Raw genomic sequence first — 18,820 nt, forward strand, 5'->3', positions numbered from 1 at the left:
CGGGAGGCGCCGCCATGCTGCTGCTCCTGGTCTTTTTCGCGGGACTCTGGGCCGGCGTCCAGAACACCCTGGCCGGCGGCGGCTCCTTCGTCACCTTGCCGGCGCTGATCCTGTCCGGGATGTCGCCGCTGGCCGCCAACATCACCTCCACGGTCGCCCTGTTCCCCGGTCAGATCACGGCGGGCTATGCCGGCCGCAGGCTGGTGAGCGGGGCGGCCGGGCTGCGCTTCCGGACGCTGTTCGTGCTGAGCATCCTCGGCGGCGCGGTGGGCGGCTTGCTGTTGCTGCACACCTCGCCGAAGGTGTTCGCGCGCCTGGTGCCCTGGCTGGTGCTGTTCGCCACCGCCGTCTTCACCTGGGGCAGCTTCTTTCGCAAGGCCTCCGCCGAGAAGGCGGCGCACCTGGGCCCCATCGCCACCGGCGCCGCGCAATTCCTGATCGCGGTCTACGGCGGCTATTTCGGCGGCGGCATCGGCATCCTCATGATGGCGGCGCTGACCATGGCGGGACTCTCGGCCCGCAATGCCGGGGGCACCAAGAACGTGCTGGCGGGCGTGATGAATGCGTCGGCGGTGGCACTGTTCCTGACCTCGCCGGAGCTGCACTGGCTGCAGGCGGGCGTGCTGGCGCTCGGTGCCATCCTCGGCGGATTGGCCGGCACCTGGGCACTGCAGCGGGTGAACGAAAAGGCGCTGCGCATCGCCATCGTCTGCATCGGCGTCGCCCTCACGGTCGGGCTGTTCCTGCGGCCCTTGTAAGGTCCGGGTCCAGCCAGTCGAAGATCGCCGGCCAGATCCGCGCATGGGCGCTGCGGCCGACCAGCACGCCGACGTGCTGCAGGTTGACCCCGATATCGCCTTCATAGTGCAGCACCTGCTTGCGCGGGCTGGCCGCCGCTTCGTGGAAGGGCAGCACCGCGGCCGGCGGAATCAGCTTGCTGCGCGGGTCGATCACGCACAGCAGCGGCGCGGTGAGCTCGCGCGGACCAATGCGGCGGCCGCCGATGTCCAGCTCGCCCTGTGCCAGGGCATCCCGCCGGTAGAGCGATTCGACCAGTTCGGCGAACAGCCTGCCCGGCAGCGCGAACTCGTCGTGGGTCCAGCGCTCCACCTGCATATGGGTGGTGAGGGCCTTCGGGTCGGCCATCGACAGCCAGCGATCCAGCAAGCGCTCCCACTGGAAGGCCTGGGGCTCGGCCATGGCGCTCATCGTGTTCAGGAACACCCCGGGGACGTGGCCGAAGGTCTCGGCGATCTGGCGCGCGTCCGGCGTGGCCTGCACGAGCTTGTTGAAGCAGCAGAAAGCCGGCTGGAAATGCAGCGGCGACTCCAGCAGGACGGTGGCGCGCAACTGGTCCGGATACAGGCCGCTGTGGATGGCCGCCAGGATACCGCCGAGGGAGTGGCCGGCGATCACGGGTTTCCCATCGGCACCGTCGGCGGCGATCGCCTGGCGGCAGGCGCCCAGCAGGCGGTCGGCGTAGTCGGCCAGGCCGTAGTCCTGCTCCCCGGCGTCGTCGTCGAGAGGAAGCCAGTCGGCCAGGTAGACCCGGTAGCCGCGCTCCAGCCAGCGCTTCACGACGCTGACCTCCGGCGCGAGGTCCCAGATGTAGGAACGCTTGATCGGCGCCGGCACCAGCAACACCGGCGGCGCCTCGGCCGCAAGCGGACCGTAGCGGCGCAGCTTGAGGCCCGGCTCGGCGTGCACGATGGTGGATGGCGTGGGCCTGGGGCCGTAGCCGGCACGCTCCAGCATCTGGCCACGCGCCCGGCGGCTTCGGTCCATCTGCTTCAGGGCCATGGCACCGATGGCGCCGAAGGAATTCCAGTTGGTCGGGTACATGACGGCCTCGTCTCATTCAGGAAGACTGCAAATGTACGCGAAGCTTGCGGTCCTTCCAATCGGTGTTCGGATGAATCACGCTTGCGCTTGAGGTCGGCCAAGTGTTTGGCTTCAAGGACAGTTCCTGTCAACAAATTGCGGGGCCGGCGCGGCTTGCGCTAGCATGCGCTCATGCCTTACCGCCTGCTCGCCGATGCTGTCCTGCTGCTGCACCTCGGCTTCATCCTCTTCGTCGTATTCGGCGCACTGCTGGTGGCGCGCCGGCGCCGCTGGTTGCCCGTGCACCTGGCGGCGGCCGGCTGGGGCGTGCTGATCGAGGCCACGGGCGCGATCTGCCCGCTGACCTGGGCCGAGCTGTATTTTCGCCGGCTGGCCGGAGACGCAGGCTACCAGGGCGGTTTCATCGACCATTACCTGGTGCCGCTGATCTATCCGGCGGGCTTGACGCGCGGGATGCAGATCGGGCTGGGTATGGGCGTACTGGTCATTAATGCGGTTCTGTACGTGTGGATCTGGCGCCGCCGTCCTAGTCAAGCCCGGCGACGCGGACGGCCGGCGTAAACGCGCGCAAAACCCTCGACGACCTGCGTGGGCAGCATTTTTACCATGCCGTGCAGGATGAGCGGCACGAGCACGAGCTCGTCGACTGCGCCGAGTACCGGCAGCGCGAAATTTGCCGGCTCGACAGCGAACAGCGTCAGGACAGCCAGCCCGGGCAGCAACCACCCCGGACGACGCTCATGCCGGATAGCGAACCAAAGCAGGCGCAGGTCCTGGCCGGCGACCACGCGCCAGAGTGCAAAGATGCGTTTCAAGGCGTTCTCCTCCAAGGCTTGGGGCGTTTCGTGCTCCCTATATGGGTCGTCCCGGCCTGAACTCAATGAAGAAAATGAAGGAGCCGCCATACGCCGGCGCACCAAGTGGCCATGTTTCTTGAATGGATCGATGTTGCTCTGGCGTCAACATCGGGCGTACACTGATGACTTGCGTGACCAAGCCGGCCAGAACCGGACGTCGACAAGCACTTTTCCACTTCATTATTCAAGTATGCGGCGTTACCTGAGTATTCTCCTTTTCGCAGCTGCTCTCGTGCTTGCGTTTCAGTACCTGAAGCAGTCAGGGATTGCCTACGCAGTGATCCTTGTCTTGCTGTGCGCTCCATTGATGGCACGGCTTTGCGCACCGATCTTCGTGGATATGGTCTCGGGATTTATCGGCTTTTCCGAACGCTCGGCGCGAGGCGCCATGCAGGGAAAGTACTACAGCTTTGATGAGCAGCGCATCCGGTTCTTCATCGTTCATGAATCCATCTGGATAGCCGAGTCCGATGTGGCTGGAATCCTCGGTCAGGCACTCACCGAGCGTGAACGACGCCAACTTGGTGGCGAGTACGGTGTCGTTCCCGGGAAAAGTTTACGCGGCTTTACGGAGGATGGAATAAAGCGGCTGCTTGCTACTCGCCTCGGTGATCGCCATGCGACGCGGCGGATAGTGCGTTTCAATCACTGGCTGCTAAGCGAGGCATTTCCGAATGTTCGGCGCTTGCCTGGTTCGGGCGGCTGATATTTCCGCGGCCGTGTAATCGAAGTGGATGGAAGCTGAGCTCCGGAAGCGCCAGGCCGCTGTACTCGATCAGCATCTGTTTGGCGCTCGCGCGAATTGGGATGTCGACCCTCCGAGCGGAACGACGGGAGTTGTGATGCGCAAAGTAACGGCGCCGATTCCACGCAGCTAATCCGGCATGGCGAATTTGGCCGTTACCAAGGCGGCGCGCACCGCCGGCACGATGACGCAACGCTCCACTTCCAAAGTCGTTTTCTCCACGTCCCGGAACCGCCCCCCTGTACCGGTTTTTAGTCCTCGCCAAGGAGGTCGAAAAATTGGTATTAAGCCTGAAAATTTATTTTCAGTATTCCGTCAAATTTTCGCCGGAATGCAACAAACATGCATTGCATATCCATAATCCTTCAGATATGTTCGCTTCGTTGACAAGAAAAGAATACCAAAAGCAGTCCAATCGCGGGAGCTTAAAGACCACCTTAACTCCGACACGCAGATTGGACTGTTACATCCAAGTCGCGACATATTTATTGGGGGATCAATGAAACCGAAAGCACCGGCACGGACTCATCGCAATGCAATTTCGCTCGCAGTCCTGGCGCTGATTAACACTGTGGCATGCGGCCAGGAAAGCTCGGCGTCGGCCGATTCTGCCGCCGCCCCGTCTGCCGCACCTGTCCCTGTCGAAGCCACACTGATGCAGCAAGTGGCAGTGACCGGCACCCGGATCCGCGCAGCCGGGCTCACATCCACCAGCCCGGTTAGCCAGTTCAGTGATGCCGAAATTGCGTTGACGCGGGCTGTCACGGTGGAAGATTTCTCCATGAAGCTCCCTCAACTGGCGAGCGGTGCGAACGGTACCTCGGCAGGCAGTGATGCTTTCGGCGCGCAAACGCTAGACTTGCGCAATCTTGGCCAGAGCCGGACGCTGGTACTCATCAATGGCACACGTGCCGTGCCCTTCGGTTTTCGTAATGCTGTCGATGTCAACTTCATTCCGGCGCCGTTGCTGAAACGCGTCGACGTGTTGACCGGCGGCGCCGCGGCTGTGTACGGCGCCGATGCGATCGCCGGCGTCGTGAACTTCGTCATCAACGACAGGTTCCGTGGCCTGCAGACCAACGTCAACTACCGCAGCGCGCGGGGAGGTGCGGTCCAGAAAGGCGTCAATCTGACCGGCGGCATGGACCTCGGCAGCCGCGGCAACATCGTCGGCTATCTGGAATACACCGACCGCTCCTCGCTGCTCGCCGGCGAACGCGATTTCGCGCAGCTGAAGCCGACACTGCGACCCGGCGCGGGCGGCAACTTCACCGACGTCGCCAGTGGACGCACTTTTTCCTTCACCGATGCCGGCCAGTTGGCGTCTACCCCGCAGTCGACCAACTTCACGCCCCAGTACCTGCTGGTACAGCCCCTCAAGCGCGTCAACGCATCGACCTTCTTCAACTATGATCTGACCGGCGACATCCAGGCTTACGGTCGTCTGATGTATTCGAACGTCAAGACCACCGGCGCCCCCACTACCGGCCAGGCCCCGGCTGCGTTGTCGGGCGTGTATGCGATCAACAGTAGCAATACCTTCATTCCGGCGGCGGTGCGCAACCAGCTGACCTTCGTCAACGGCGTTGCCCAGGTCCGGATCGAGCGTTCACTGGGCGAGCTGGGCGTCATTACCGTCGACAACGATCGCGACACCTACCAGGCCCAGGTCGGCGTGCGTGGGCCGTTGACGAACGCGATCAATTGGGACGCCTACCTGCAGAACGGCCGCTCATCGGAAAAGATTACCGTCAAGGGTGATGCGCTCAAGTCGGGCGCGGCCGCACTGGTCAACAACACCAATATCTTCGGGCCGGGTGCGGATGTTTCGGCGATTGCTCGCGACTTCGACTATGGCAGCCGGGTGCGCGAACAATTCGTGGCGGCGGCCACCATCAGCGGCGACAGCAGCGACCTGTTCAAGCTGCCCGCGGGGCCGGTCGGCTTCGCCCTCGGCGCCGAAACCCGGCGCGAAAAAGGGGACTTCAACTATAACCCTGACCTGTCGTTGTCCTTCAATCAAGCCACCTTCGTCGGGCCGGCCACGCCACCGTCGTTCCGAGCGAAGGAGTTCTATGCCGAGGTGTTGGTGCCGGTGCTGGCCAAGCGCCCGTTCATCCACAACCTTTCACTCGAAGGTGCAATCCGGAAGTCGAATTACTCGAAATCGATCGGCGCAGACAACAGCTACAGTACCAACAAGCTTGGCGCCTCGTGGGCCATCACCGATGACGTACGGCTGCGCGCCACCAGGCAGACCGTCATCCGCGAACCGAATATGGGCGAATTCGCGAATCCGGTCTTCTCGCTTCCCTTCAGCGCGCTGGTGACGACCGCCCGCCTGAAGCCGCGCTACGGCGGCGATCCGTGCGTGCTCGGTACCGGCAACGCCGAGCAGTGCAAGCGCTTCAACGCGGCGCCGGTCGGCTCCTACGACTCGTTTAACCCGACGCTGCTCACCGGCGGCTATTACTACGGCGGCAATCCCGAGATCGGCGCCGAAAAAGGCAAGACGAATACCTTGGGTATGGTGCTGACCCCGGTCTTTGCCAGGGGATTGTCGGTCACCGTCGACTTCTACAGCATCAAGTTGAAGGACGCCGTCGGCCAGATACAGCCGATCGATGCGCTTACCAGCTGCTACATTACCGATCCGCGCGCCGACAATCCGCTGTGCCAGGCCGTCACCCGCGACCCCGCCACCGGCCGGATCAAGGATGCCTACCCTGTCGACCGTAACCTCGCCTACATCAAGCAGAATGGCGTCGACGTCGATCTGGTTTACAAGCAGGCGGTGCCCTTCGGGTTGCCGGGCAAGCGCCTGAATTGGCAATACCAGGCTGCCGTGGTGACCTCGTACAGCATCCAGAAGAACCCGGTACTCGACCCGATCGACTGCAGGGGCAGCTATGGCTTCCGCTGCTCCTCTGATGCGGTCTCCCTGGTGGCGCCTGCGTATCGCCACCGCGCAGGCATTACCTGGGAGGGCGAGAAGTCGACGGCCCAGCTGGGTTGGAAGCGCATCGGCAAGGTGAAGGACAGCACCATCGGCAGCAGCGAAACGATTGCCGCCCAAGATTACTTCGAGCTGAATTTCTCGGTCCGTCCGGGTATCGAAGGGCTGACCCTCAACTTCGGCATCGACAACCTGTTCGACAAGCGTCCGCCGTTGCCGACCAACGCCAGCACCTTCAACACCTACGCCGAAACCTACAACGTGTTGGGCAGGACATTCGGCTTGTCCCTGACCTATAAGCGTTGACCGGCATCGCGAGGATCTCCACAGGCCCGTGAGGGCCACGAACCTGGTCCGTGCCGCCCACGCCGCGCACGGACCGGATCCGTCTATCTGCCAGCGCCAAGCGGAGGAAAATGAATCCGACCACCTTGTTCTTTTTTATTACTTGCTACTTCGCCCTGTTGTTCTTCGTAGCACGGCGCGTGTCGGGAAATGCCACCAATGAGTCTTTTTTCAGCGGGAATAAAAACAGTAACTGGATGATCGTTACCTTCGGCATGATCGGAACATCGCTGAGCGGCGTGACCTTCATCAGCGTACCGGGCCTGGTCGGTGAAAGCGCATTCAGCTATTTCCAGATCATGCTCGGACAGTTGCTCGGTTATTTCGTGATCGCGTTTATCCTGCTGCCGATTTTCTACAAGCTGAACCTGACATCGATATACGATTACCTGGGCATTCGCCTGGGGCCGAAGTCGAGGAAGGCCGGCGCCTGGTTCTTCATTCTGTCGCGCTGTATTGGCGCTAGTGCCCGGCTTTACCTGGTCATTATTGTGCTGCAGGAGACGATACTGGATGGCCTGCATGTCTCGTACTGGATCAGCGCAGCGGTAACCATCGCGATGGTGCTGCTGTACACCTATCAGGGCGGTGTCAAGACGATCGTCTGGACCGATATGCTGCAAACCGCACTCATGTTGACTGGGCTAGTCATCAGCGCCAAATACCTCCTGGGCGCGCTCGACATGTCGCTGTTGGAGAGCCTGCAAAAAATGGACGAGAATGGATTCACACGCATCTTCTCGTTTGATGGCGACAGTCGCAATTTCTGGCTGAAGCAAGTCGTGGCAGGCATCCTGATCACCGTCGCCATGACGGGAATGGACCAGGAAATGATGCAAAAAAATATTTCGGTGCGAACTCTCACGGGATCCCAGAAAAACGTACTGACGCTCGCGTTTTCGATGATGGCGGTGGTGCTGCTGTTCCTGGTGCTTGGGGGACTGCTTTACTTGTACGCCCCGCTGGCCGGCATCACAGCCACCGGCGACCGGATCTTCCCGGCCGTCGTGTTTTCGCATATGCCGCAGGCCTTGCAGATCGTCTTCGTGATCGCCTTGATTTCAGCGCTGTTCCCGAGTGCCGACGGTGCGCTTACCGCCCTGACTTCCAGCTTCTGCATCGATATCGTCGAACTTCATCGCAAGGCCACGTGGAGCACGGAAAAACGCACCAGGTTTCGCCGTAAGGTCCACCTGGGGTTTGCTTTGATCGTCTTTGTTCTGCTGGCCCTGCTCAAATGGCTTGATAGCCGAAGTATCGTCGTCCTGATCCTCGAACTTGCGGCCATTACCTACGGCCCCTTGCTGGGGCTGTTCAGCTTCGGCATCTTCACCAGTCGCCAGGTACGCGACGAGCTGGTTCCCTATGTTCTGCTGGCCGCGCCGGTCCTGTGCTTCCTGCTGCAGCGCTACCAGGGATCGCTGTTCGGCGATTACCAGATGGGCCTGGAGATCCTGGCGCTGAATGGGGCCTTGTCCTTCCTGGTGCTGTGGTCGATCTCTTCCCCGCAGCATACCGCCAACCAATCGCTTTCCAGCTCCCAGCCATGACCGCCAGGCCATTCCTCGATTTTCGTCCCAACCCCGACGACGGAACTCCTTTGTACCTGCAGGTGGCACGCTTGCTGAGCAATGCTGTCAGCGCTGGGCATTTCAGGGTCAACGACGCCTTGCCCGCCGAGCGCTCACTGGCTGAGAACCTGGGGATCTCTCGGGTCACGGCGCGCAAGGCACTCGCCCATCTCTCGGCAAATGGCCAGGTGGTGCGGGTGCGCGGGTCGGGAAACTATGTCGCCCCCATTGAAGTGCCCTTGACAAAGCTGAGTGGGTTCTCGGAAGACATGACCAAGCGTGGCTACCAGCCTGGCTCGCAGTGGATCTCCCGTTCGATTACCGAGGCCCATTCCGACGAACAGCTCACCTTCGGATTGTCGGCATCGAACACCCGGATCGCCCGCCTCGAGCGCTTGCGCCTTCACGAAGGCGCACCGATGAGCTATGAAATCTGTGTCCTTCCCGAAGAATTCGTTCCCAACCCCTGGGAAGTCGAAAACTCCCTGTACGAACTATTGGCGCGCAGGGGCCACATGCCGGTGCGCGCACTGCAACGCTTCAAGGCAGTCAACGCGAACGCCGACGTCGCTGCCAAGCTGGGTATCCCGGAAGGGCTGGCCGTATTCTTCATTACCCGCGTCGGCTACCTGGCCAGCGGTATCGCGGTAGAAATCACGACGTCTTATTGCCGCAGCGAGTATTTCGACTTCGTCGCCGAAATGCGACGCGACCTGTAGTCTGGATCAACATCGATTTGCACAGGGAAGATCAATGAACAAGAACATTGCAAACTTGTATGAATTGGCCGCGAAACCCGCGCGCCGCATCATCGGCCTGATGTCCGGCACCTCGCTGGACGGACTCGATATCGCGTTATGTGAGGTGGCGGGCTCGGGCACGGACACCTCGGTAGCGCTGGTCGAGTTCACCACCGTGCCTTATACGGAGGACGTGAAACGCCGCATTCGCGAAGTGTTCGCCAAGGACGTGGTGCCCTTTCCCTATCTGGTCCTGCTGAATGGCTGGATCGGCGAACTGCACGCACACATGGTGCTCGGGGCGCTGGAGAAATGGGGCATCGCAGCGTCTACCATCGACCTGGTGGCGTCGCATGGCCAGACCGTGATGCATTCCCCAAAAAGCTTGCACATGCTGCCTGACTTTTCAAATGCCACCTTCCAGATTGGCGATGGCGACCACGTCGCGGTTCGCACGGGGATCACCACCATTTCCGATTTCCGGCAAAAGCACGTAGCCGCCGGGGGCGAAGGCGCGCCATTGGCGGTGTTTGGCGACTATTACATCTTCAGCAAGAAGGGCGAAAACCGCATCCTCCTGAATATGGGGGGCATTGCCAATTTCACCTATTTGCCTGCGAGTGCGAATGCGGAAGAAGTCTTCGTAACGGATACCGGCCCCGGGAATACATTGCTGGACGCCTTCGCCCGGCGTCTGGCGAACAAGGATTTCGACGAAAACGCCGCTATCGCCAGCAGAGGACGCGTCAACGAAGCGCTTTTGGCTGCACTCAAGGCGAACGATTTCTTTTCCATGTCATTCCCGAAGACGACCGGACCGGAGCTGTTCAACGTCGCATATGTGCTCGCGGCGCAAGAACAAAGCCACACGGCGGATCTTGGACCGGAGGATGTATTGGCAACGCTTACCCGTTTCAGCGCCGACACTATCGCCGCAGCGATCCTCCAGACAGTCCCGCGTGGTGCCGGCCTGGCCAGCTTCGATATCTATATGTCCGGCGGAGGCATGCACAATCCGCTGCTGGTGCAGACACTTCAGGACCAACTGCCTTGCCGCTTCATGCGCACGGATGATCTTGGCGTCGCTGGCGACGCCAAGGAAGCCGTTCTGTTTGCGGTACTGGCCAATGAAACCGTTGCGGGCAACGGAACGTCGTTTGGGAACAGGAAGGGTATTCCGTCTGTCTTCATGGGCAAGATTTCTTTTCCTAGCTAAGGATCCAGGAGATTGCGATGCTAAACACTGAAACCCCCAATTCGCTTCACCGAGATCTGGACCAATATGACGCGGAGACGATGGCGCGCGCCTTCATTGCCGACCAGGCCAATGCCGTCGATGCGGTCCTGGCAGCACACAAGGGGATTGCACAAGCTGTACAGGCTGCCCTGCCGCGGATTGCGCGGGGCGGACGCCTGATCTACGTGGGTGCCGGCACTTCCGGTCGTCTGGGTGTGCTGGACAGCGTCGAGCTGAGCCCGACGTTTTCGTGGCCCGCGGCACGTGCGATCGGCTTGATGGCTGGCGGAGCTGGTGCGATGTTTGGCGCCGTCGAGTATGCCGAAGATGACCACGCCGCAGGGGGCGAAGATATCAGCGCTTGCGCAGCGGGACCGGACGACGTCATCTTGATGATCAGTGCGTCCGGCAGTACGCCTTACGTGCTGGGCGCCATTGAACGTTCCCGCGCCGCCGGTGCGTTGACAATCGGTTTCGCGAACAATCGGGACTCGCCGATCAACGCCAGCGCCGAGATCGGTATTACGCTCGATACGGGGTCCGAGATCATTTCCGGTAGCACTCGGTTGAAGGCCGGTACCGCACAAAAGGTCGCCCTGAACACGTTTTCGAGCATGTTGATGGTTATGTTGCACAAAGTGTATGGAAACCTGATGGTGGACGTGCGTGCGACGAATGCCAAGCTCATCCGTCGAACGGTATCCCTTACGAAAATAGCCGCCGGCGTAGACGACGATACCGCCCACCGCGCATTGCAGGCCTGTGATTTCCACGTCAAGACAGCGATCATCATGATCAAGAAGTCAGTGACGGCAGTCGAGGCAAGGCTAGCGTTGGAAGCCAGTGGGGGGAGCGTGCGGGCCGCGCTTTCCAGGACCTCTTGACCCGAGATCAGCCCTATCGCCAATCGTGTCGGGAACATGGATTTTGCCCGAGCGTTCCCGGCCACACCAATCCTCAATGCACCAACAACGCCGGAATCCGCGCCTCAGCCAGCACGGTCCGGCTCGCCCCACCCAGGCAAAGCTCGCGCATGCGGCTGTGCCCATAGCAACCCATCACCAGCAGGCCAACCCCCAGCTCGTCGGCCACTGACAGCAAGGCGCGGCCGATGTCGCCGGCGCGGCTGGGCAGGGCGTCGCGCACCAGCACCTCCGCCCGCACCCGGTGCCGCCCGAGGAAGCCGAGCAGGTCGTCGCGCTGCGCCTGGCATTCGGCCGGCGCCAGCGCGGGTCCGGACAGCATCGCCACCGTCACCGCCTCGGCGCGCCGCAGCAGCGGCACCGAGGCGGCCATGGCGGCAGCGGCTTCGCGGCTGCCGTCCCAGGCCAGCAGTACGCGGCGGGCGAAGCCGGCGTCCGGGACCTGGTCCCCGCGCGGGATCACCAGTACCGGGCGTGCGCTGTTCATGATCACGTAATCGGGCAGGCGCAGGACGTGGTCCGACAGCGATTCCGCCGGATCGTCCTGGCTCACCACCAGCAGGTCGGCGAAGCGCGACAGCATCGCCAGGCCGTCGTCGGCTTCATCCATGATCAGGCGGGCGTCGTGCGGCACGCCCTGTTCGCTGGCGATGGCCTCGAAGCGCTGCAGCGCCTCGCGTGCCTTGTCCGCCAGCGGGTCGAAGCATTGGGCGGCCAGGGTGCCGGGGCGCATCTGGTAACCGTTCGGGAAGACGGCGCGCGAAACGCCGAGCATGGCGGCGCCGGTCAGGTGGGCGCCGTGTTCGCGGGCGAGCAGGGCGGCGGCGTGGATGCGAGCCGGGGCGTGGCGCGACAGGTCGGCGTGGACCAGGATGGATTGCAGCGACATCGGCACCTCCAGGGGCAGGGAAAAGCGAAGCGGCGTGGCCGCGGCATGCGGCCGCACACGAGGCGAGGCCGCGCGCGGAAGCGGATGCGGCCCGCGCGCGGCCCGTCCACGCATGCGCGGCGGGCCTGGCTGCACCGGCGCGCGCTGCGGCAGGGCCAGGTCGGCGCTGATGCGGTGCAGGGACAGGATGTCCGTGAGGGCCGCCAGCAGCTGGCGGGCGATATCGAGGTCGCCGTCCTCGACCTGGGGCAAGACGTGGTGCATGGCGGCGAGGACGGCCGCGTTTTCCTGGCGCTGCTCGTGCACCCGCTCCTCGAGCCGCTTGACCCGGCAGGCTTCCATGAGGGTTTCTTCGTGCCGCAGGTGCGACTCGACCTCGGCCACCAGCGCGGCGTAGGCCTGCGCGAAGCCCTCGTCGGGCAAATTGGCCGCGTGGGCCAGCCGGGCGCACAGCTGGCGGCGGGCGTGGCGCAAAGCCGCCGAATAGATCGGCGGCGAGACGGGCGGGCGGTGCGGGATCATTGCCGAGGCGGCCTTGGCGGCCGTGTACAAGCTCAGTGCGCGATCAGCAGCGGAATCCGGGCGCGCTCGAGCAGTTCGCGGGTGGTCCCGCCCAGCATCCATTCGCGGTAGCGGCTGTGGCCGAAGGCACCGGCCACCATCAATCCGGCGCCGCTGGCGCCCGCCAGCGCGCACAGGGTGTCGCCGGTGGTGGCGCGGGTGTGCTCGACCACGACCTCGACCTTGGCGCCGTGGCGCGCCAGCCAGAGAGCCATGTCGGCGCCCGGCTGTTCGCCATGAAAATCGGTCAGCGCATCGGGATTGATCACCACCAGCCTGACGATGGCGGCGTGGGCCAGCAGCGGCAGGGCCGCCGTGATCGCCCGCAGCGCCTGCATGCCGCCGTCCCAGGCGGCGATGACGGTGCCCGGTATCGGCTCGCCCTGGTAATTGCGGGGCACCACCAGCACCGGCCGCACGCCGCGCAGGGCCACGTGGGCGGGCAGGGCGCGTACCCGCGCCGGCCCGCCGGGTTCGGCATCGCTGTCCTGGCTCAGCACCACCAGGTCGGCGTAGCGCGACTGCAGCAGCAGGGCGTAGCGCGGATCGTCTTCGGTGAGGCGGGCGTCGAGCGATTCCACCCCCAGGCGGGCGGCGAGCTGCCTGAATTCCTCGAGGTGCCGGGCGGCGGTATCGCGCAGCACCTGGTAGTCGTCGCCGATGACCGGCGCCGCCATCGACCCGGTCAGCAGGCTGTAATCCATCCAGGAGATGCCGGTGGCGCCGCTGCCGACCAGGTGGGCGCCGTACTTGACGGCAAGCAGGGCGGCAGCGCGCAGCCGGCTTTCCTGGGCGGAGCCGCCATCGATGTGGACGACGATGGTTTTATACATGGCCGAACCCTCCAATGCGGTACGGGTCACTGTATTCCTTGCCGCCGCCGCTGTCAAAGCCCTGCGGCGTCAGGCAGGGCGGAACATCTTGAACAGCTGTTCGGGTCCGATCGCGAAGTAGTCGGCCGGGCCGCCGCCGCGCAGGATGGGCTGGGCGGCGGCGGTATCGTAGATACCATCCTTCAGCAGCGCGCGATCGATGTGCACGCCGACCACCTCGCCCAGCACCAGCCAGGTCTGCACCTTGGCGCCGCCGGCGCCCTGCAGCTGGATCAGCTGGCTGAGCCGGCATTCCATCGACACCGGACTCTCGGCCACGCGCGGCGGCGCCACCACGCGCGAGGGCGCCGGCGCGAGGCCGGCCAGCATGAACTCGTCGGTATCGGGCGGCACCGCGGCGCAGCTCAGGTTCATCTGTTCCGCCAGCGGCCGGGTCGCCAGGTTCCAGCAGAACTCGCCCGTCTCTTCGATATTGCGGAGGGTGTCCTTGTAGCCGATGCTGGCGAAGCCGATGATGGGCGGGACGTAATTGAAGGCGTTGAAGAAGCTGTAGGGCGCCAGGTTGAGGACGCCGGCGCCGCTGCGCGAGGATATCCAGCCGATCGGCCGCGGGCCGACGATGGCGTTGAAGGGATCGTGCGGCAGGCCGTGGCCGGCGCGCGGTTCGTAGAAATGCATTGCCTGACTCATGCCAACTCCATGCGGGAAAGCCGAACGATAACCCATCCGCGCACGCCTTGCCGCCGGGACTGGCATAATCCCCTGATCCACATTGCAACAACACAAGCGAAAGGAAGCGAGATGGTTCTGGAAAGTGCGGAAATCCTGGTCAAGGAAGGCATGGAAGAAAGGTTCGAGGCAGGCGTGCGCGCCGCCGCGCCGCTGTTCCAGCGTGCGCAGGGCTGCACCGGCATGCGCCTGCAGCGCGGCATCGAGAACCCGCGCGCCTACCGCCTGCTGGTGCAGTGGAACACGCTGGAAGACCATACCGTGCATTTCCGCGGCAGCGAAGACTTCAAGGAATGGCGCCGCCTGGTCGGCGACTGCTTCGACGGCGCGCCGAACGTGACGCACCTGAGCGGCGTCCTCGAGGCGTTCTGAGTGGCGGCCTGCGCCGTGCGCAGCGTGAACCGCATTTCTGCCACCATACATTGATCGACTATAGAAGGATGACACCATGAGCACTGAAAGCAGCCTCGACAGCGGCCTCCAGGAACCGGGCAAGGACGCGCAACTGCGCGCCGATGCCCTCGATTACCACCGCTCGCCGGTACGCGGCAAGATCGAGGTCGTGGCCACCAAGCCCCTGTCGAACCAGCGCGACCTGTCGCTGGCCTATTCGCCGGGCGTGGCCTATGCCTGCGAGGAAATCGCCCTTGACCCGGCCATGGCCGCCGAGTACACGTCGCGCGGCAACCTGGTCGCCGTGATCTCGAACGGCACCGCCGTCCTCGGCCTGGGCAATATCGGCCCGCTGGCCTCCAAGCCGGTGATGGAAGGCAAGGGCTGCCTCTTCAAGAAATTCGCCGGTGTCGACGTGTTCGACCTCGAGCTGGCCGAAAACGATCCGGACAAGCTGATCGAGGCGATCGCCATGCTGGAGCCGACCGTGGGCGGCATCAACCTCGAGGACATCAAGGCGCCGGAGTGCTTCTACATCGAGAAGAAGCTGAGCGAGCGCATGAACATCCCCGTCTTCCACGACGACCAGCACGGCACTGCCATCATCTCCAGCGCGGCCCTGCTGAACGCCCTGAAGGTGGTCGGCAAGGACATCGCCACGGTCAAGCTGGCCGCCTCCGGCGCCGGCGCCGCCGCCATCGCCTGCCTCGACATGATGGTGAGCATGGGCGTGAAGCGCGAGAATATCTACGTGACCGACTCGAAGGGCGTGATCTGGCGCGGCCGCGACTCCCACATGGAAGCGAACAAGGCGCGCTACGCCCAGGATACCGATGCCCGCAGCCTGGCCGACATCGTCAAGGGCGCCGACGTCTTCCTCGGCTGCTCGACCGCCGGCGTGCTGACCGGCGAGATGGTCAAGACCATGGCCGACCGCCCCGTGATCCTGGCGCTGGCGAATCCGGAACCGGAGATCCGTCCGGAAGTGGCGAAGGCCGCGCGCCCGGACTGCATCGTCGCCACCGGCCGTTCGGACTACGCGAACCAGGTCAACAACGTGCTGTGCTTCCCCTACATCTTCCGCGGCGCCCTCGATTGCGGCGCGACCCGCATCACGGAAGAAATGAAGCTGGCCTGCGTGAGCGCCATCGCCGCGCTGGCCGAGGCCGAGCCGAACGACGCCGTGGCCGCCGCCTATGCCGGCCAGGACCTGCGCTTCGGTCCCGACTACATCATCCCGAAGCCGTTCGACCCGCGCCTGATCGCGGCGATCGCGCCGGCGGTGGCCGCAGCGGCCGAGCGCTCCGGCGTGGCCACCCGTCCGATCGAGGACATGGATGCCTATCGCGAACGCCTGGCGGCCATGATCTACCACACCAGCTTCTTCATGCGGCCGGTGTTCGCCAAGGCGCGCGCACTGAGCCGGCCGGAGCCGCGCAAGGTCGCGTATGCGGAAGGCGCCAATCCACGCGTGCTGCGCGCCGCCCAGACCGTGATCGACGAGAACCTGGCGAAGCCGGTGCTGATCGGCCGCGCCGGCGAGGTGGAAGAGGGCATCCGTGCCGCCGGCCTGCGCATGCAGCGCGACCGCGACTACGTGCTGGTCGAGTGCGCCGATGACACGACTGCGCGCGGCACCGCCATGCTGGCCGCCGGCGAAGTCGACGCCCTGGTCTGCGGCATGCAGGGCAGCTACGACAGCCACCTGGAGCACGTGCGGCGCGACATCGGCCTGGCGCCGGGCGCCTCGGTGATGGCGGCGATGAATGCGCTGGTGCTGGACAAGCTGACCCTGTTCATCGCCGACACCTACGTCAACGACCAGCCTTCGGCGAGCGAGCTGGCCGAGATCGCGCGCCTGGCGGCGAGCGAGCTGCGGCAGTTCGGCCTGGAGCCCAAGGTGGCGCTGCTCTCGCACTCGATCTTCGGTTCCTCGAACCGACCGTCGGCGCAGCGCATGCGCGAGGCGCGCGAGATCCTGGCGAAGGACGCTCCGCAGCTGGACGTGATCGGCGAAGTGCACGGCGACGCCGCGCTGGACGAAGACATCCGCGCCATCTACCTGCCGCCGGGCCAGGCCAACTTCGAGGGCAGCGCCAACCTGCTGGTGGCACCCTCGCTGGACGCCGCCAACATCCTGTTCAACGTGCTGAAGGTCTCGTCCGGCAAGGGCGTGACGGTGGGGCCGATCCTGCTGGGCGCCGCGAAATCCGTGCACATCCTCAGCCCCAGCGCCACCGTGCGCCGTATCGTCAACATGACGGCGCTGGCGGTGGCCAACGTCAAGCAGCAAGCGCAGTAACAGCCCTGCCTCAGGTCGACAGCACGGTGTCGACCTTCTTCCCGGCTATCGTCACGTTGTCCAGCTTCAGACCCTTGACGTTGTAGACGTACCAGGGATCATCGAGGTTGGACGGCGTGCCGAAGTCGCAATCGGTGATGGTCACGTCGCGCACCGGCAGCACGTCGGGGCGCGGCGCCGGACCGTTGTAGTCGAAGGCGACCGGTCCCAGCACCACGAAGGCCTGGTAGCTGGAAGCCTGCCTGCCGTCCTTCGTCTTTACATTGCCCACCTTGACCTTCGAGATGTGGATGTCGTGGACCGCAGGCGGGCGCACGCGCACGTTGTCGGCGCGCGGCGTGTAGTCGCAATCGAAAGTGATCACGCCGCCGGCCGCGGCCGCCACCGAGCGGTTCGGAATCGGCGAGCCGGGCAGGGTGGCATAGAAGGAGGGGCTGGTCTGCACGCCGTTCGGGATGCTGACGTTACGCACATAGAAGTAGCGCAGGAAGCCGCCGCGGTTCATGTTCGTCTTCAGGCGGATCGCGATGTTCAGCGGATTGGTGGCCCAGTTCTTGTTCTCGAAGACCAGGTCCTGGGCATAGATGTTCTGGATGCCGCCGGCCATTTCGCTGCCCAGGGTCACGGCGCCGTGGCCGCTGTGCATCTTGCACTTCTGGATCACGATGTTTTGCGAAGGACCGTATTGCGTGTCGAGGTTCTTGCCGGCCTTGATGGCGATGCAGTCGTCGCCGGTGTCGAATTCGCAGTCCTCGACCAGCACGCCGTCGCAGGCTTCCGGATCGAAGCCGTCGCTGTTCGGTCCCAGGCTGTTGGCGTAGACCCGGCGGATCGTCAGGTTGCGGCAGGCCACCGGATGGTGCTGCCAGAACGGCGTGTGGGTGACCTGGTAGCCTTCCAGCAGCACGTTGCTGCATTCGACCAGGTGGATCATCGGCGGGCGCAGGTAGTGGCCGAGGCCGAACACGCGCTTTTCGATCGGCACGCCGGCCTCCGACAGCGCCGGCAGGCAGGCGTCGTCGGCCCGCCATTTGTCGCCTTCGCCCTGGATCAGCAGGCGCCGTTCTTCGGGCAGGTGCGGTGCGAGCGCCGCCAGCGAGACCGGATTCAGCGGATTCGGCTGGTTCTGCGCCAGCTTGCCCGGCACGTAATTCGGCGACTTGTCCTGGGCCACCGAGTTGATGGTGGCGTTCCTGCCCTTCCAGGTCCACCAGCAATCCGCCGAGCCGGCAAAGGGCACGCCGCCCTGGCCGTCGAGGATGGCGGTCCAGTCGTCGGCCGTCAGCGCGATATTGTTCGCCTTGCGGGCATAGATCATCGACGAGAAGTTCAGGCAGTCGTTGCTTTGCCAGCGCGAGACCACCAGCCTGCCGTTCGGGCCGCAGTCGACGTCGCCGTATTTCGCATAGTCGCGCGGGTCGTTGCTGAAGTAGACGTGGGCGCCGCTCTGCAGGTGCACGTTCACGTTCGACAGCAGCACGATGGGGCCGGCGCAGAACCAGTCGCCCTTCGGGATGACGACCCTGCCGCCGCCTTCCCGGTGGCAGCGCTCGATCGCGGCCTTGAAGGCGGGGTAGCAGTCCCTGGCGCCTTCGGCCGGGGTCTGCAGGGTTTCCTGGTCTTCGAAGGACACCCAGGCTTCGATGGGCACCAGCCTGCAGGGCTCGGCGCCGAAGGCCGTCACCGGGTAATCCTTCTTGCGGAATTTGACCGGCATCGCCAGGCGGCTGGCGATGGCCTGGGCCTGGCGCCATGGATCGGCCGCTGTGGCGCCGGCGGCTTGCGCGGCTCGTGCGGCGGCGGCGATGGCCTGGGCGCCCGGCGTCAGGGCGAGGCCTGCCAGGCCGGCCAGCGAGCCCTTGCGCAGGAAGGCGCGGCGGGTGTCGAAACGAGTCAT

Annotated in this window: 16 protein-coding genes; 10 read left to right on the top strand and 6 right to left on the bottom strand. The window is 64.2% G+C overall.

Annotated features, from left to right (window positions below; translation table 11 throughout):
* The first annotated feature begins 14 nt into the window (after positions 1-14).
* Positions 15-758, top strand: coding sequence for a sulfite exporter TauE/SafE family protein (locus tag AC1DOQ_RS14380; protein WP_477365157.1), 744 nt, complete (start codon positions 15-17; stop codon positions 756-758).
* Here the strand turns inward: AC1DOQ_RS14380 and AC1DOQ_RS14385 are convergent.
* Positions 727-1,842, bottom strand: coding sequence for an alpha/beta fold hydrolase (locus AC1DOQ_RS14385; protein WP_477365160.1), 1,116 nt, complete (start codon positions 1,840-1,842; stop codon positions 727-729). The two genes, AC1DOQ_RS14380 and AC1DOQ_RS14385, sit on opposite strands and share 32 nt — an antisense overlap.
* 171 nt (positions 1,843-2,013) lie before the next feature.
* Here AC1DOQ_RS14385 and AC1DOQ_RS14390 point away from each other — a divergent pair, with 171 nt between their 5' ends.
* Positions 2,014-2,403 carry a DUF2784 domain-containing protein gene (locus AC1DOQ_RS14390; protein WP_477365163.1) on the top strand — a complete coding sequence of 130 codons (390 nt, stop codon included), beginning with the start codon at positions 2,014-2,016 and terminating at the stop codon, positions 2,401-2,403.
* Here the strand turns inward: AC1DOQ_RS14390 and AC1DOQ_RS14395 are convergent.
* On the bottom strand, positions 2,373-2,657 hold the full coding sequence (locus AC1DOQ_RS14395; protein WP_477365166.1) for a hypothetical protein: 285 nt from the start codon (positions 2,655-2,657) through the stop codon (positions 2,373-2,375). The two genes, AC1DOQ_RS14390 and AC1DOQ_RS14395, sit on opposite strands and share 31 nt — an antisense overlap.
* A 232-nt stretch (positions 2,658-2,889) precedes the next feature.
* On the opposite strand from AC1DOQ_RS14395, the gene AC1DOQ_RS14400 reads away from it, so the two are divergent.
* The 6 genes from AC1DOQ_RS14400 to AC1DOQ_RS14425 all read left to right on the top strand — a co-directional run bounded on the left by AC1DOQ_RS14400 (position 2,890) and on the right by AC1DOQ_RS14425 (position 11,177).
* Positions 2,890-3,405, top strand: a complete 516-nt coding sequence (locus AC1DOQ_RS14400) for a BRO-N domain-containing protein (protein WP_477365169.1) — start codon at positions 2,890-2,892, stop codon at positions 3,403-3,405.
* Between the two features lie 538 nt (positions 3,406-3,943).
* Positions 3,944-6,706: a TonB-dependent receptor domain-containing protein gene (locus tag AC1DOQ_RS14405; protein ID WP_477365172.1), complete on the top strand. Its 2,763-nt coding sequence runs from the start codon at positions 3,944-3,946 to the stop codon at positions 6,704-6,706.
* A 110-nt stretch (positions 6,707-6,816) separates the two neighbouring features.
* Positions 6,817-8,295, top strand: coding sequence for a sodium:solute symporter (locus tag AC1DOQ_RS14410; RefSeq protein ID WP_477365175.1), 1,479 nt, complete (start codon positions 6,817-6,819; stop codon positions 8,293-8,295).
* Complete coding sequence (locus AC1DOQ_RS14415; protein WP_477365178.1) at positions 8,292-9,035, top strand: GntR family transcriptional regulator; 744 nt, start codon at positions 8,292-8,294, stop codon at positions 9,033-9,035. The genes AC1DOQ_RS14410 and AC1DOQ_RS14415 overlap by 4 nt, the downstream gene beginning before the upstream one ends.
* Before the next feature lie 34 nt (positions 9,036-9,069).
* Entirely contained in the window at positions 9,070-10,272 is a 1,203-nt protein-coding gene (locus AC1DOQ_RS14420) for an anhydro-N-acetylmuramic acid kinase (protein WP_477365181.1), read from the top strand.
* An 11-nt stretch (positions 10,273-10,283) separates the two neighbouring features.
* Positions 10,284-11,177, top strand: coding sequence for an N-acetylmuramic acid 6-phosphate etherase (locus tag AC1DOQ_RS14425; RefSeq protein ID WP_477365433.1), 894 nt, complete (start codon positions 10,284-10,286; stop codon positions 11,175-11,177).
* 73 nt (positions 11,178-11,250) lie between these two features.
* Here AC1DOQ_RS14425 and AC1DOQ_RS14430 read toward each other — a convergent pair whose 3' ends face one another.
* The 3 genes from AC1DOQ_RS14430 to AC1DOQ_RS14440 form a co-directional block, all read right to left on the bottom strand.
* Positions 11,251-12,627 (bottom strand): universal stress protein, encoded by a 1,377-nt coding sequence (locus tag AC1DOQ_RS14430; RefSeq protein WP_477365184.1) that lies wholly within the window; start codon positions 12,625-12,627, stop codon positions 11,251-11,253.
* A gap of 32 nt (positions 12,628-12,659) precedes the next feature.
* Positions 12,660-13,499, bottom strand: a complete 840-nt coding sequence (locus tag AC1DOQ_RS14435) for a universal stress protein (protein ID WP_477365187.1) — start codon at positions 13,497-13,499, stop codon at positions 12,660-12,662.
* A 69-nt stretch (positions 13,500-13,568) separates the two neighbouring features.
* Positions 13,569-14,189: a flavin reductase family protein gene (locus tag AC1DOQ_RS14440; RefSeq protein ID WP_477365190.1), complete on the bottom strand. Its 621-nt coding sequence runs from the start codon at positions 14,187-14,189 to the stop codon at positions 13,569-13,571.
* A gap of 111 nt (positions 14,190-14,300) precedes the next feature.
* Between AC1DOQ_RS14440 and AC1DOQ_RS14445 the strand changes: the two genes are divergently transcribed.
* Together AC1DOQ_RS14445 and AC1DOQ_RS14450 are read left to right on the top strand one after the other, a co-directional pair.
* On the top strand, positions 14,301-14,600 hold the full coding sequence (locus AC1DOQ_RS14445; protein WP_477365193.1) for an antibiotic biosynthesis monooxygenase family protein: 300 nt from the start codon (positions 14,301-14,303) through the stop codon (positions 14,598-14,600).
* A gap of 76 nt (positions 14,601-14,676) precedes the next feature.
* Complete coding sequence (locus AC1DOQ_RS14450) at positions 14,677-16,923, top strand: NADP-dependent malic enzyme (RefSeq protein WP_477365196.1); 2,247 nt, start codon at positions 14,677-14,679, stop codon at positions 16,921-16,923.
* Positions 16,924-16,933: 10 nt separating this feature from the next.
* Here the strand turns inward: AC1DOQ_RS14450 and AC1DOQ_RS14455 are convergent, their stop codons facing one another.
* The gene (locus tag AC1DOQ_RS14455) at positions 16,934-18,820 is read right to left on the bottom strand and encodes a glycoside hydrolase family 28 protein (protein ID WP_477365199.1); all 1,887 of its coding nucleotides are present in this window, start codon (positions 18,818-18,820) and stop codon (positions 16,934-16,936) included.

It is taken from the genome of Massilia sp. 01N417, from assembly GCF_056399645.1.